The organism is Kineosporia corallincola, assembly GCF_018499875.1.
GTDB lineage: Bacteria > Actinomycetota > Actinomycetes > Actinomycetales > Kineosporiaceae > Kineosporia > Kineosporia corallincola.
The window spans coordinates 267,828-281,704 of sequence record NZ_JAHBAY010000002.1 but is presented as its reverse complement, the minus strand read 5'-3'; the positions used below and the strand labels follow the sequence as shown (position 1 = coordinate 281,704).

Below are 13,877 nucleotides of genomic sequence, written 5' to 3'. Positions count from 1 at the left end.
CTCGTAGGGTGCCCGGGCTGCGTTCTGGGCAGGTGCGGGCGCAGGAAAAGTCTGTGTGAACGTCCCTGGTCCGCTCATCCCCGGGCGGGGATGGTGCCCTCGTGGGCCGGGAGGGCGTTCTTCAGGCAGGTGGTCGCGAGCGCGTTGGGGTGTCTACCTGGACTCCTGGGGTTCCTGCCCGGTTGCGGCGTCGAGGGTGTCGGGGTGTTCGGGGGCGTCGGTGCGGTCGCGGTGCAGGAAGCACGGGGACACTGCGTCGGGGTGTTCGGGGCCGTCGGCGAGGGAGGCGTCGATCAGCTGGACGGTGTCGGGGGACGCGGCCAGCAGGATCTTGCGCAGTGCGTTGCGGAGCTGGTCGAACTCCTGCTCGGTGAGGGCGTCGACGACCAGGCGGCGGGCCTGCCGGACGTGGGCGGGTGCGGCCTCGACGATCTTGGCGTGGCCGGCGTCGGTCAGGACGGCCTCGACGGCTCGTGCGCCCTGGGTGCAGTTGCGGCGCTGGACCCATCCGGCGCGTTCCAGCCGGGTGACGGCGTGGGACAGGCGGGACTGTGAGCCCAGGGCGCTGCCGGCCAGGGCTGACATCTTCATGGCCCGGCCGGGGGCCTGTGAGAGGCCGGACAGTACGGAGTATTCGAAGAAGTTCAGGCCCGAGTCGCGTTTGAGTTGCTGCTCGATGGCGTTGGGCAGGGCGGTGAGGGCGCCGGTCAGGTGCAGCCAGTTGTAGAGCTCGGCCGGTGACAGCCAGGGGGTGTCCTCACTCACACGAACAGACTACTGGATTGAATGTTCAACTCGACGGTGGCACTATCGACTCCGCGGTTGAACATTCAACTCATCCTTGATCGTCGTCTGGAGCCCCCTGCCATGACCCTCTTGCGTATCGACGCCAGCATCCTCGGCCCCGCCTCGGCCAGCAGCGAACTGGCCGACCTGGTGCTGGCCGAATGGAGCGCCCAGCGCCCGGACGAGAAGGTCGTCACCCGGCACCTCGGCTCCGACCCCCTGCCCGCCGACGCCTGGGCCACCGCCGTCGGCGCCGGCTACACGCCCGCCGACCAGCGCAGCGACGCCCAGAAGTCCGCCGTCGCCCTGGCCGCCGAGCTGAACACCGAGTTGGCCGCCGCCGACGCCGTCGTCCTGGCCTTCCCCCTGTACAACTGGGGCGTGTCCCCGCACGTGCAGAACTGGATCAACCTGGTCATCGCCGGCGGCGCCCCCGGCAGCCGCATCCTCGAGGGCAAGCCCGTCATCCTGCTCACCACCCGCGGCGGCAACTACTCCCCGGGCACTCCCAAGCACGGCTGGGACCACAGCACCCCCTACCTGCGCCGCGTCCTGGACGAGGTGTGGGGCGCCGACCTCACCGTCGTCGAGCGCGAATTCACCATGGTCGGCGTCAACCCCGCCCTCGACCAGTTCGCCGAGCTCGGCGCCCAGCTCAAGCAGACCGCCCACGAGGCCGCCGTCAACGCCGGCAAGGCGCTCGCCGCCCGCTGAACCAGCGCTGCGCACACCTCAAAAACCTTTGAGGACGACGCCCGCGTCCGCCCCACCCGGCGAGCGCGGGCGTCCTGGGTGGTGGGGGGCTCAGGCGGCGGGGCGGCGCAGGCGGTCCTGGGCGACCTCGCTGAGCGTGCGGCCGCTGGCCGCGGCCTCGCGGGCCAGCGCGTCCAGAACCTCCGGCTCCACGTCGAGCACGAGCGTGGAGGTGGACGTGCCCGGCGGGGGCAGCAGGTGGGCGCCGTAGGCGGGCAGGTGCTCCTCGCCGAGGAAGACCAGCTCGTCCATGTCCAGCCGGGACCAGTCCGCCGCATCACCACGGCGATCAGTCAGGTGATCAGTCACGGTCGGCCTCCCACTTCTCCAGCTCCACCAGTTCCCGGTCGTTCAGCGCGCGAGCGCCGACGATTTCCCAGTCTCGCCCATCCAGGTACCGCACCGCCACCATCAGCGCCCGGCCCGGGCGGGTGCGTCCCCAGATCGTCAGGGGCCGTAGCCCGTTCGAGGCCGCCACCGCCGGCCGCGGCCAGCGTCGCGTCGCCTCCAGGACCTGCATCACCTCGTGCGGTTCGACCCCGGCCGCGCCCAGCCACTCCATCACGAAGAACGGCGCCCATTTCCAGCCCACGGCGGTGCCTCACAGCCCCAGGCTCTTGGCGGCCGCGCCGTCCCACAACGCGCCGCGGCGCATGTACCGGTCGACCGCCGCCGAGCGCCAGTCCCCGTCGGCCATGATCACGTGCCGGGCCACCCCGTTCTTGGCGCTCTGCGTCGCGAACCCCGCCCGCAGCGAGTGCGCGCCCCACGTGCCGGGCAGCCCGGCTGCCTGCGCCCGCTGCTGCACGATGGTGCGCACCACCTGCGGTGTGAAGCCTTTCGCCCCGACCGTGCCCCATCGGGTGACCGGCCGGAACACCGGGCCGGACTCGATCCCGGCCGCCTCCAGCCACGAGCGCATCGCGGTCACCGGGCAGGTGGCCCGGCTCGCCCCGCGGGGCACGGCCCGCGGGTGCCGCTCGGTGCCGGCCTGGTCGCGTTTGGTCCAGCGGGGGGTGACGACCAGGCCCTCGACGTCCTCGCGCAGGTCGGCGATCTCGATGCGGGACAGCTCCGAACGGCGCATCGCCGTGGCCAGCCCCACCAGGATCACCGCCCTGTCGCGGCGGCACACCAGCTCGGCCTTGCGCAGCGCCCGCTCGTCGGTCAGGTCGCGGCGGGCGACCAGTAGCTCCTCCTCCATCACCGCCAGGATCCGCTGCACGTCGCGGACCATCAGCGCGGACATCTGCCGCACCAGCCGTTCCTGGTCCTGCCGCGCGTACCCCTGAAGCCGCAGCCGCAGCTGCCCGTCCTGGCGCGCCGAGGGCAGCCCCGCCTCGGCGTGATGCGCCCAGATCGCCGACAGGTGCTGATTGATCGTCGGCAGGCTCGCCGGGGCCGGCCGCGAGCGCAGGTGCGCCACGAATGCCCGCACCGTGGCGGCCGTGGCCGGCAGCGCCATCAGCGAGTTCTCGCCCGCCCAGCCCTCGAACGCCTCCCACGCGCGCCGGTACGCCTCGCGGGTGGAGGGTGCCAGCGAGTCCTCGGCGGCCTGCGCGTCGATCGCGGCCAGCCGCGCCACGTACGCGTATGCCGGGTCCACCTGTGACCCGGCGGCGTCGGGGACAGCCAGTTGCGAACGCTCACGCCAGGTTTCGGGTTCAGGGTCGGGACCGCCGGAGTGCATGCGCCCCATTGTGCCCGGTGTGTGCCGGATCGGCCCGATCGGGCACCATCAAGATTGTCGGACCCGGCTGGTACCACTTTGGGCATGCCGAACCTCACCGTCGTGCGCGCCGGGAACGACCTGCTCGCCGAACCCGCCGACGCACTCGTCAACCCGGTCAACACCGCCGGCGTCATGGGCCGCGGCCTGGCCCTGCAATTCCGCCAGGCCTGGCCCGCCATGTACGCCGACTACCGGCAGGCCTGCCGCAACGGCGAGGTCACCATCGGCATCATGCACGTGTGGGCCACCGGCCACGAACAGCCGCGCTACCTCATCAATTTCCCCACCAAGCGGCACTGGCGCTCGCCGTCACGACTGCCTGACATCCAGGCCGGCCTGAGCGACCTGGCCGCCACCGTCTCCGACCTCGCCCTGACGTCCATCGCGATCCCCGCCCTTGGCTGCGGCCTCGGCGGCCTGCCCTGGCCCGATGTCGAGGCCGCCATCCGCCACACCATGGCCCCTCTCACGGCCACCACCGACGTCACCGTCTTCGCACCCTCCCCGCACTCCCCGCACTGACCGCACTGACCGCACCAGCAGCCCGTTCCCACGCCCTCGCCCCCACCCGGTCCTCGTACCGATCCCCGACCTCGCACCGAAAGGAGGCCCCATGTCCAGCACCACGCTGTACCTGGTCCGCCGCGGCGAACAGCACCACCCCACCCACCAGGCCGACGACGGCGAGCCCGCCGAACCCGGCAGCGGCCTGACACCCCGCGGCCGCGCCCAGTCCCTCGCCGTCGCCCGCCGCCTGGCCGGTATCCCCTTCGGGTCCGTGCACCACAGCCCCCTGCGGCGGGCCACCGAGACCGCCGCCCTGATCACCGAGCACCTGAACACCCTCAGCGCCGTCGGCGCCGTCGATGCTGGGAACGACCAGCACCTGCGGGCCCACGCGTGCGAGCTGGTGCGTGACCGCACCCCGATCCCCGACGACCACCCGCCCCGCTACCGGCAGTTCCTCCAGGCCGTCCCGCCCGCGGAACGCGACCCGCAGGCCCGCGAGCTGCGGGTGGCGGTGCGCGAACTGTCGCGGATCGGCGAGCGCGAGCGCACCGACCTGATCGTCACGCACAACTTCGTGATCGGCTGGTTCGTGCGGCACGTGCTGGAGGCTCCCGAGTGGCGGTGGATCGGCCTGAACCAGGCCAACGGCGCCGTCACCGTGCTGCGGTGGGAAACCGGGCGGCCGGCAGCCCTGCTCGCGTTCAACGACACCGGGCACCTGCCGTCATGAGCTACCGGTACTGGCTGTGGCTGATGCGCACCCTCATCCGGCTGGCCCTGTTCCTGGGCCTGTGCGAGATCGTGCCCCCACCCATCACCCGGGCACCACGCCCCCCGGCCTCCGGCAGGTCTGACAGGTCTGACAGGTCTGGCGGGCAAGGGCGTTCAGGCCGGCTCACCCGCCCGGCACGCTCGATCCGCCCGCCCGGCCCGGCGACCTCACGGCGGCCCTGGGCCCGGGCCTCCCGGCACCCCACCGGGCCGCACCACGACGACCACGAGCGCGCCACCGCCTGGCGCACCACCTCCCCGGCCCGGTGCGGCGTGCGGGTGACACCCCCGGACGTGTCCCGCCCGCCGATCATCCCGCTGATCAAGCTGATCCACCCGCCCCGGCAGAACCCCGACAGCATGGACCGGTAACACCGCCTGAGACCCAGCCTGAGACCCAGCCTCGGGGTGCTGGTCCAGCGCCAGAGCTGACCCAGGACCGACCCAGAACTGACCAGGGCAGCACCCAGGGGCGGGCCCATACCGACGATCCCGGCAGTCGGACGCTGCCGGGCGATCAGGGCGTCCCCCGGTCCCTCCGGTCCCCTATATCCCCATCAGCGTCCCCACCAGCGTCCTGACCGACGTCCTGACCAGGTCCCCGCACGCCCCTCAGCGTCCTCAAGATGCCGGGGCCGGCGTCCGATGCTGGGGCCGTGAGCGATTTCCGGCTTCCGCGTGGTTCCCGGATGAGCGAGAAGTCATGGCTGGCACGGCATCGCCTGATCCGCGGCGCGGCCCTGTGCAGTGTGCCGGTCCTGGTCGGGGTCGGGGTGGTGGGGCCCTCGTCCTGGGCCGAGACCCTGCTGCTGCCGCTGGTCCCGGTCGTGCTGGTGGGCCTGGCCGCAGTGGCGCGGGGGCAACGGCTGACCTCGGAACTGACCAGCCTGGCGCTGATCTCGTGCGCGTTCATCGGGATCGACCTGTCCGGCGGCAGCCTGCACGCGCACCTGTTCCTGCTGTCGGCCGTCCCGTTCGTGGCGCTCTACCAGCGCTGGTCGCCGCTGCTGGTCACGGTCGGGGCGGTGGTCGTGCACCATCTGCTGTTCGGGTTGTTCGCCCCGGCCCGGGTGATGTCGATGTCCATGCACGGCACGCAACCCGAGACCCGGGACGTGGTGATCATGGTGGGCACGCATGCGGCGTCCGTGGTCGTGGAGATCGTCGCGGTCCTGCTGTGGTGGCACTTCGCCGAGATCACCGAGGCCGAGACCGAGACCCAGCGCGCCGCCCTGGACGCCGAGCGCGACGCCACCGCCCAGCTCCAGACCCGCAACGCCGAGGCCGAGACCCTCGTCCAGCGTGAGGCCGCCCTCGACGCCGCCCGCCGTGGGGAGGGCCTGGCCACGGACGCGGAGATCATCCGGGCACTCGCGGGCAGGGTCTCGGAGGCCATCGACGACCTGGCCGCCCAGTCCGGCACACTCGAATCGGCCGTGCACGACATCGCCCGGCGCTGCCAGGAGACCGCCGGCACCGCCCGGCAGGGCCAGGACGCCGCCGCGCTCGCCGCCGACGACGCCGCCCGCCTGGAGACGGCCGTGGCCGAGATCTCCGGCGTCAACGCCCTGATCGAGTCCCTGGCCGAGCAGACCAACCTGCTCAGTCTCAACGCCACCATCGAGGCCGCCCGCGCCGGTGAGGCCGGCAAGGGCTTCGGGGTGGTGGCGACCGAGGTGAAGTCCCTGGCCGCGGCCACCGCCGAGTCCACCCAGAAGGTCCGCGACGTCGTGGAGGTGGTCTCCCAGCAGGCCCACAAGGTCGCCGACAGCTTCCGCACCAGCAACGCCCTGGTGGGCCGGATCGGCGACTCCCAGGCCGCGATCGCCGCGGCCGTCGACCAGCAGGCCGCCGTGCTCGCCGAGGTCGGCCGGCGCACCGGCGAGGCCGCCGGCGCCGCCCGCGACATCACCCAGGCCCTGGAACGCATGCTCCACAACGCCGGGAAGTAACCTCCCCACGCAACTGCGGCCGGCCACGTCCCGGGGGACGGGACACGGCCGGCCGCGAGGGACGGTGCGAAACAGCGAGGGATCAGGCCTTCGGGATCGGGTCGCTGTAGGCGCCCGCCGGGCCCTGGTACAGCTTGCCGCTCACCCGCGGCCACGGGTTGGCCGTGCAGCCGTGCAGGCCGAGGGTCTGCTGCTGCATGACCGGCGCCTTCTTGCCCTTGGCCGGGCACTTCTGGTGGTGGTAGCCCAGCCGGTGCCCGGTCTCGTGGTTGATCATGTACGAGCGGTACGTCTCCAGCGACGCCCCGTACTTCGGCACCCCGTGCACCCAGCGGGCCACGTTCAGCACCACCCGGTCGCCGTTACGGCACGAGGTGTACCGGTCCGGGTCGGCCTTGGACGCGTCCTGGCACAGGGTGTCGCGGGTCTGCGGGGTGGCCAGGTAGATCGTGAAGTCGTACTTCGCCGAGTTCGGCACCCGCTGCAACCGCACCGTGCCGGTTCCGGTCCAGCTGCGCCGGTCCGCGAGCGTCTTGGTGACCCGGGCCGCGAACTGGTTGGCCGTGATCCCCGTGATCCCCTTCTCCACCACCACCCGGTACCGCAGCAGCGGGCCTTTCTTCCCGGCCACCTTGCTGCGTCCGGAGGCGTACTTCCAGGTGTTCTTGCCCGCCTTCGGATACGTGATCGCGGCGGCCTTCTTCGCCGTCTCCTGAACGGCCGCACCGGAGACCGCGGTCGTGATCGCTGTCGTGATCGCCACCGTCTCATGGTCCGGTGGCACGCCCACCGCGCCAGCCGACGGGGCAGGACCGGCGGAACCCGGGGAGACAGCAGGACCGGCAGAAGGACTCAGCACCAGCGCCCCGGCCAGGGCCGTGGTCGCGAGTGCTGTCATGAATAAATGAGGGACGACGCGGGTCGTTACCAGACGTGACACGCCAATGAGGCTAATGCGCCGTAAGTGCTTGAGAGGTCAATAGAGGCGGTTCGGGGCGGAGTGTGACGAACAAAAATCCCGCGATCGTGTGAACCCTTTTCTGTTGCAGTTTTTCGGTACCGAATCGGGCACGGCCGACCACCTGGGGACGCCCTCGGGTGCGGTTCGAGAACGAAGAGGCGGGCCTGTCCCACCCGGTCCGGGAGACCGGGCAGGACAGGTCACGGCTCAGCCTCGTCAGCGCAGCGTCACCGGGCGGGCAGCCGGCCTCAGCCGATTTCGGTCGGCCTCAACCGGTCTCGGTGACCGGCCGGGCCTGCTGCCACACGTGCCCGTTCAGCCGTTGCTGGGACAGCCAGTGCCTCAGCCGCGCCAGGTCACCGGCGTCGAGCAGATCCGGGTCGATCGTCGTCCTGGTCTGCACCGCCACCCCGCCGGCCCGGACCAGCGCCAGCGAGCGCAGCGCGGGCGCGGCACTGTTCGCGGTGGCCGTGATCCGGTCGTAGGCGCCGGGCGCGGACTTGATGTCGAAACCCACCCAGTCGAGCAGACCGGCGTCCACCAAGTGACCCAGCCGCCGCGGGAACGCGCCGCCGGTGTGCAACCCGACCCCGAACCCGAGCCGGCGCACCTGGCGCATCGCCGCACCCAGACCCGGCTGGAGCAGCGGCTCACCCCCGGAGAACACCACCCCGTCGAGCAGGCCGCGCCGCCGTTCCAGATGCTCCAGAACCCGGCGCCAGCGCACCGAACCGGGCGCGCGCGCGTCCAGAAGCTCGCGGTTGTGGCAGTAACCGCAGCGCCACGGGCACCCCTGGGTGAACACCGTGGTGACCAGCCGGCCCGGCCAGTCACACGTGGACAGCCGCGACCAGCCCCCGATCACCAGCCCCGCACCGTCCCGGTCACTGTCGCGGTCACTGGCCCGGTCCCGGTCACTCACGGCCGCGCCACCATCGGAACGAACGACGCAGCCGGGGTGCTGGTCTCGATGGCGGGCTCGATGAACGGCTCGAGGAAGGGGATGCGCTCGCCGTGCTCGCCCTTCTTGCCGATGTTGAACGACGAGACCGGCCGGTGGTAGCCCATCACCCGTGTCCACACCTCGCAGCCACCGCCGCAGGTCGGGCAGACGGTGTGCTCACCGGCGAGGTAGCCGTGCGCCGGGCAGATCGAGAACGTCGGGGTGACGGTCAGATACGGCAGGCGGAAGCGTTCCAGCGAGCGCCGCACCAGCGACCGGCAGGCCTGCGGGGTGGAGATCCGCTCGGACATGTACAGGTGCAGCACGGTGCCGCCGGTGTAGCGGGTCTGGAGTTCGTCCTGGCGTTCCAGGGCCTCGAACGGGTCGTCGGTGAACCCGGCCGGCAGCTGGGAGGAGTTCGTGTAGTACGGGTGGGTGTCAGTGCCGGCCTGGAGGATGCCGGGGAAGCGGGCGCGGTCCTCCTTCGCGAACCGGTACGTGGTGCCCTCGGCCGGGGTGGCCTCCAGGTTGTACAGGTGCCCGGTCTGTTCCTGGAACTGGAGCATGCGCTCGCGCACGTGATCCAGCAGCCGCAGCGCGAGCGCGTGGCCCTGGGGGTGGGTGATGTCGTGGGCGTCGTGGGTGAAGTTGCGGATCATCTCGTTGACGCCGTTCACGCCGATCGTCGAGAAGTGGTTGGTCAGGGTTCCGAGATACCTTTTCGTGTAAGGGAACAGGCCGCCGTCGATGAGGTCTTGCACGGTGACGCGCTTGATCTCCAGGCTGTCGCGGGCCAGGCCCAGCAGCCGGTCCAGGGCCTTGAGCAGGGCGGGCTCGTCGCCGGCGTGCAGGTGTCCCAGGCGGGCGCAGTTGATCGTGACCACGCCCAGCGACCCGGTCTGCTCGGCGCTGCCGAACAGGCCGTTGCCGCGCTTGAGCAGCTCGGTCAGGTCCAGTTGCAGCCGGCAGCACATCGAGCGGATCATGCCCGGTTCCAGCTCGGAGTTGATGAAGTTCTGGAAGTACGGCAGTCCGTACTTGGCCGTCATCGCGAACAGCCGCTCGCTGTTGGGGCTGTCCCAGTCGAAGTCCGCGGTGATGTTGTAGGTCGGGATGGGGAACGTGAACACCCGCCCGGTCGCGTCGCCGGCGGCCATCACCTCGATGTAGGCGCGGTTGATCAGGTCCATCTCGGCCTGGAGGTCGCCGTAGGTGAAGGGCATCTCCCGGCCGCCGACGAACGGCACCTGGCCGGCCAGGTCGTGGGGGCAGGTCCAGTCGAATGTCAGGTTCGTGAACGGGGTCTGCGTGCCCCAGCGGGAGGGCACGTTCAGGTTGTGCACCATCTCCTGCATGCACTGGTAGACCTGCTCGTACGTCATGGTGTCCTTGCGCACGAACGGCGCCATGTAGGTGTCGAACGAGCTGAACGCCTGCGCGCCGGCCCACTCGTTCTGGAGGGTTCCCAGGAAGTTCACGATCTGCCCGGCCGCGGAGGAGAAGTGCTGCGGTGCACCCGAGTCGATCTGCCCGGGCACCCCGCTGAAGCCTTCCTGGAGCAGGGTGCGCAACGACCAGCCCGCGCAGTACCCGGCCAGCATGTCCAGGTCGTGGATGTGCAGGTCGCCCTCCCGGTGCGCCAGCCCCACCTGCGGCGGGTACACCTGCTCGAGCCAGTAGTTCGCGACCACCTTCCCGGCCGTGTTCAGGATCAGCCCACCCAGCGAATACCCTTGATTGGCATTGGCGTTCACCCGCCAGTCGCTGCGCTCGAGATACTCGCTCACCGAGTCCACGGCATTGATCATGCTGGTGTGCGCACGGTGGTGCGCGTGCTGGTGCGTCATGTCGGCCCTCCCACGAGGCGTCCGGAACGAAGGACGCCCGCACCCTCACGGTGCGGGCGTTCCCGGCAGGTATCGGACTGCGGCCCCGAGAGGGGACCTCACCGTTGCGGGGCAGTTCCGGACTCACACCGGATTCCCTGTTACCTCGATCGCTACCCTGAGCGGGCGCCACCGAACCGGAGCTTGCGACGCTACATCTGGGACCATCGCGACACGCCGACACAACATCTAGAAAGGATCTTCGGACCCCGCACCCGGGACCTTCGCCCGGCCGACCACCAGGCCTCCACCGCCGATCACGACCAGGAACACGGGAGCGCGACTGACCTTCCCGACCTCGATCAGGTGATCAGGCCGCCGGCGCAGCGGCACGACGAACCGCGTCGAGAATCTGCTGCCCGAGTTCGTCCACACCCGAGTCGGCACCGTCACCGGGCCCGGAACTCCTAGGCCGCGCCCCAAGGGCAGAGGAGTGCCCAGCAGACCAAGACCGGTAGGCCGTCTCTACGGGTACGTCGAGACCGAGTACTACCGTCAGAGCGGACGCGGTCTATCAGCGGGCCTCGAACAAGGCCGCGAACTTGCAGCGGCAGATGGACGCTCTCGCCGCGGCCAGGTGCCTATCTTCTCCGAAGACGGGTCAGTCCGGATCGGTCCCCACCAGATCCTGGACGACATCAAGATCGCGCAAGAGCCCGGCACCACGGTGGCGATGGGTCGTTGCGCTCGCCGGACGGTCCCATGTGTACGGCCCAGGGGTTGCGCCGACGGTGCAGCCGGTCGCCGCTCCCCGTTCGGGACATGCCCCGGGTAACGCATCAGGGGAGTCTGCCCGGGCGATGACGTACGAAGACCAGACATCGGCAGCGGTGGGGCGAGGCCCGCCAGGGATCTTCACCCTCACCGTCTGGAGTGGATCCAATGTTCTGTCAGCGGCGTTCTCCGGATTTTCCGGGGGAGTGTCCTTCGGGCGCTGGAGTTCCCTGAGCGTCCGGTCGACACCCGGTGCTGACGCATCGCGTCATGATGATCGAACGGTGCGTGAGGTGTGTGACGTCGAGGCCCAGGTTCGTCCACGTCGTGGACTGCGCCCGGCCACCACCGTGCGGCTCCGGCTGGTGCGGACTTCAGGGCCCCCATCCCCCGGACGCCGCTTCTGGCATCACTCCTCGGGTGATCTCTCGCGCCGCGTCGTGATGCGGGGCTCTGCCTGGCCGCAGGATCCGGGGCACGGCGGGATGCGTGACACGACCAGGCCGGACACTACCCTCGGGCCAGCGACCCGCAGCCTCCTGATGCCGGGACCACAAGCACGAGGCCCGGCAATCAGGAAGCTGCGGCCGATCGAGCTCCCTGACCAGCGCCCGGCGCTGGTCAGGGCCCCGTCGAGGCACAACAGAAGGCAGCGGGCCCGGGAGTTGCCCCAGTCCCTGGCCTGCCCGAGCATTCGCGTCAGGCACCCGTAGCCACTCCCCGCCCACCAGGCGCTCCTTGATCAACCCCTGGCATATCAACTAGCTAGAAGTTTCCTTCTCGATAGCAAGTTTGACGACCTCTTGAAAATCGAATCGCGGCACGTGTTTTTATTAGTCGCGACGTGCAAGCGATATTAAGTTCATGCTGTTCGGTGGAGGCTCGGGGCGCGACATCACCAGGGCCGCTCGCGGAAACGCGTCAGCGGAGGCATGAAGCGCCTGCGAGCGGCGGGGATCCGTCCGGTGTGAAGAACCGGGCCGCTACTGCAAGGCCCCAGATCAGAGGGCGTGAGGGAAGGCGCTTCGCCGAAAGGCCGGACCTGGGAAGTCGGCGAGCGCACCGAGGCAGCACCGACCGGGTTGGCGCCCCGGACCGCGGTGAGTCAAGGCGTGGCGTCTCCGGGCCCGTCACGCGCCACATCACGCTTTGTCCCGGCGCACTCGGTGATCAGCCGACCGGGAGTGCGGGGGCGAGCCTTGGCGCCGTCAGGGACTCGTCCCTGCCCGGAACCGTCAGAAACGGCGGCCGTGACCATCGTGGGCCGGCTTGCGCGGAAACGACACAACCGCGACACCGTGACCATGCAAGTCGAGGGAGAAGTCATGGCGAACGAGTTACGGCAGCAGGGCGCCGCTCACGTCAGCGTCGCCCTGCCGGGTGTCAGCGCACAACAGTGAGCCAGGCGTCAGCACCTTGAACGGCGACGTTCCCGCCCTTTTTCTTCTTGACCTCGATCAGATGATCCTGACACCAGTCGTGGGCAATGGTGATCTTGATGCTTGCGCGGCCGTTGACATCGGTTCGACCAGAACCTACTGCGGGCGGATCCGCGCCCCCGCCGATCGATGGATCCGATGCGTTGGTGCGGGTCTTGCTGCTGAACGCCACGTACTTGGTGCGGGTCCGCAGCCCACTGACGACGACCCGAACCGTCGAACCGGCGTGGACCATGTCGGTGCCCAGCCCGAGGTCCGGCCGGGGCGGGGTGACGGTGAGCCAGTCGAGCCGGTCGGCCCTTTGATGGACCAGGTCGGAGCTCTTCACTTTCCGACCTCGATCAGGTGATCATGCCGCCAGCGCAGCGGCACGACGAACCGCGTCGAGAACTTGCCCCGTGAGCCGGTCTTCACCTGCGCCAGGACCCTGGCTGCCTTCGACGACTTCATCTCCGGCGAAGAGGAGTCGGCACGGGTCCGGTGGCTGATCAGCGCGTAGGTCGCCTTCGGCCGCAGCGCACCAGCATCTGCCCTGACCATTCAGAATGCACCGGGGTGTCAGAGTCCAGAGGTGCGACCCGTCGTCCCCCCGCTCCACGCACCAGTTCATCCAGGACAGCGCAGCCCCTCATCGACGCGTTGGGCGACTTTCCCGATCGCGATCGCGTAGCTCCGCACCGCGTTCGGGCTCCCGAGCGAATCAAAGAAAGGCCTCGGCGCACGATCTGGAACAGATGTTCCTCAGACCCGCCTCCCCCAACCCCCAAAGACTTGTTTGACGGTGCCGGTGGCCACTGCGACGCTCCGCAGGTGTCTTCCCTCGAACAACTGCGGGCTCTGGCCCATCCTGTGCGGTTACGTCTGCTGTCCCTGCTGACCGGCACCGCAATGAGCGCGGCCGAGGCCGGCCGCGAACTGGACCTGTCGCAGGCCGGCGTCAGTTATCACCTGCGGGTGCTGGAACGGGCCGGCCTGGTGCACGTCGTGGAGGTGGTGCGTCTGCGGGGTGGGCAGGCCAAGCGGTATCGGCACGACTCCTCGGCCCGCCCGTTCCAGGTGGATGACGCCCACACCCCCGGACCGATCGGGGAGGGCGCGGACGAGCGGGCTGCCTATGTGGAGGCCCTGGCCGCGGAACTGGTGCGGCGCTCGCAGCAGCGAGCGCCCGGGCTCCAGACATCGACCGACGCCGAGGTGTGGGTGGACGCGCAGACCTGGCGTCACGTCGTGGCTCTGGTCGGCCAGGCATCGGCGATGCTGCACGAACGGGCCCGTCCACCCCGGGCTCCGGGCACTTCCCCGGTGTCGATGACCGCCGCGTTGTTCCCGGTGCGCCGCTCATGACCAGCACCACCGGTGACGCGAGGGACGGCAGGACCGGCAGCACGACGGGCGACACGACAGATGGCGGGGGCACCGTGCGGAGTGAC

The 13,877-nt window shown here is 70.2% G+C and carries 16 protein-coding genes and 1 riboswitch; of the genes, 6 read left to right on the top strand and 10 right to left on the bottom strand.

Annotation, left to right across the window (positions count from 1 at the left end; translation table 11 throughout):
* Positions 1–153 precede the first annotated feature (153 nt).
* On the bottom strand, positions 154–765 hold the full coding sequence (locus tag KIH74_RS37490) for a MarR family winged helix-turn-helix transcriptional regulator (protein WP_214154660.1): 612 nt from the start codon (positions 763–765) through the stop codon (positions 154–156).
* A gap of 102 nt (positions 766–867) precedes the next feature.
* On the opposite strand from KIH74_RS37490, the gene KIH74_RS05460 reads away from it, so the two are divergent.
* On the top strand, positions 868–1,500 hold the full coding sequence (locus KIH74_RS05460) for an FMN-dependent NADH-azoreductase (protein ID WP_214154659.1): 633 nt from the start codon (positions 868–870) through the stop codon (positions 1,498–1,500).
* Between the two features lie 90 nt (positions 1,501–1,590).
* On the opposite strand, the gene KIH74_RS05455 is transcribed toward KIH74_RS05460, so the two are convergent.
* The 3 genes from KIH74_RS05455 to KIH74_RS05445 are packed head-to-tail and all read right to left on the bottom strand — an operon-like array spanning position 1,591 to position 3,229.
* Positions 1,591–1,848, bottom strand: a complete 258-nt coding sequence (locus tag KIH74_RS05455) for a hypothetical protein (RefSeq protein WP_214154658.1) — start codon at positions 1,846–1,848, stop codon at positions 1,591–1,593.
* Positions 1,841–2,131, bottom strand: coding sequence for a hypothetical protein (locus KIH74_RS05450; RefSeq protein WP_214154657.1), 291 nt, complete (start codon positions 2,129–2,131; stop codon positions 1,841–1,843). Before KIH74_RS05450 ends, KIH74_RS05455 begins: the two co-directional genes overlap by 8 nt.
* Positions 2,132–2,140: 9 nt before the next feature.
* Positions 2,141–3,229 (bottom strand): site-specific integrase, encoded by a 1,089-nt coding sequence (locus tag KIH74_RS05445; protein ID WP_214154656.1) that lies wholly within the window; start codon positions 3,227–3,229, stop codon positions 2,141–2,143.
* 84 nt (positions 3,230–3,313) lie between these two features.
* Here KIH74_RS05445 and KIH74_RS05440 point away from each other — a divergent pair, with 84 nt between their 5' ends.
* The 4 genes from KIH74_RS05440 (at position 3,314) to KIH74_RS05425 (ending at position 6,504) form a co-directional block, all read left to right on the top strand.
* Complete coding sequence (locus tag KIH74_RS05440) at positions 3,314–3,793, top strand: macro domain-containing protein (RefSeq protein ID WP_214154655.1); 480 nt, start codon at positions 3,314–3,316, stop codon at positions 3,791–3,793.
* A 91-nt stretch (positions 3,794–3,884) separates the two neighbouring features.
* On the top strand, positions 3,885–4,511 hold the full coding sequence (locus KIH74_RS05435) for a histidine phosphatase family protein (protein WP_214154654.1): 627 nt from the start codon (positions 3,885–3,887) through the stop codon (positions 4,509–4,511).
* Positions 4,508–4,924, top strand: coding sequence for a hypothetical protein (locus KIH74_RS05430; RefSeq protein ID WP_214154653.1), 417 nt, complete (start codon positions 4,508–4,510; stop codon positions 4,922–4,924). The genes KIH74_RS05435 and KIH74_RS05430 overlap by 4 nt, the downstream gene beginning before the upstream one ends.
* Positions 4,925–5,241: 317 nt before the next feature.
* Positions 5,242–6,504, top strand: coding sequence for a methyl-accepting chemotaxis protein (locus tag KIH74_RS05425; protein WP_214154652.1), 1,263 nt, complete (start codon positions 5,242–5,244; stop codon positions 6,502–6,504).
* An 82-nt stretch (positions 6,505–6,586) separates the two neighbouring features.
* On the opposite strand, the gene KIH74_RS05420 is transcribed toward KIH74_RS05425, so the two are convergent.
* The 6 genes from KIH74_RS05420 to KIH74_RS05395 all read right to left on the bottom strand — a co-directional run bounded on the left by KIH74_RS05420 (position 6,587) and on the right by KIH74_RS05395 (position 12,987).
* Positions 6,587–7,267 (bottom strand): DUF3152 domain-containing protein, encoded by a 681-nt coding sequence (locus tag KIH74_RS05420; RefSeq protein WP_214154651.1) that lies wholly within the window; start codon positions 7,265–7,267, stop codon positions 6,587–6,589.
* Between the two features lie 466 nt (positions 7,268–7,733).
* On the bottom strand, positions 7,734–8,387 hold the full coding sequence (locus tag KIH74_RS05415; RefSeq protein WP_214154650.1) for an anaerobic ribonucleoside-triphosphate reductase activating protein: 654 nt from the start codon (positions 8,385–8,387) through the stop codon (positions 7,734–7,736).
* Positions 8,384–10,255, bottom strand: a complete 1,872-nt coding sequence (locus KIH74_RS05410; RefSeq protein WP_214154649.1) for a ribonucleoside triphosphate reductase — start codon at positions 10,253–10,255, stop codon at positions 8,384–8,386. Before KIH74_RS05410 ends, KIH74_RS05415 begins: the two co-directional genes overlap by 4 nt.
* A gap of 47 nt (positions 10,256–10,302) precedes the next feature.
* Positions 10,303–10,451, bottom strand: a riboswitch (cobalamin riboswitch).
* 32 nt (positions 10,452–10,483) lie between these two features.
* A complete protein-coding gene (locus tag KIH74_RS05405; protein WP_214154648.1) occupies positions 10,484–10,687 on the bottom strand; it encodes a hypothetical protein in 204 nt (67 codons plus the stop codon).
* A 1,704-nt stretch (positions 10,688–12,391) separates the two neighbouring features.
* A complete protein-coding gene (locus KIH74_RS05400; RefSeq protein ID WP_214154647.1) occupies positions 12,392–12,775 on the bottom strand; it encodes a hypothetical protein in 384 nt (127 codons plus the stop codon).
* Entirely contained in the window at positions 12,772–12,987 is a 216-nt protein-coding gene (locus KIH74_RS05395) for a hypothetical protein (protein WP_214154646.1), read from the bottom strand. The genes KIH74_RS05400 and KIH74_RS05395 overlap by 4 nt, the downstream gene beginning before the upstream one ends.
* A gap of 270 nt (positions 12,988–13,257) precedes the next feature.
* Here KIH74_RS05395 and KIH74_RS05390 point away from each other — a divergent pair, with 270 nt between their 5' ends.
* Positions 13,258–13,791 carry an ArsR/SmtB family transcription factor gene (locus KIH74_RS05390; RefSeq protein WP_214154645.1) on the top strand — a complete coding sequence of 178 codons (534 nt, stop codon included), beginning with the start codon at positions 13,258–13,260 and terminating at the stop codon, positions 13,789–13,791.
* Positions 13,792–13,877 lie beyond the last annotated feature (86 nt).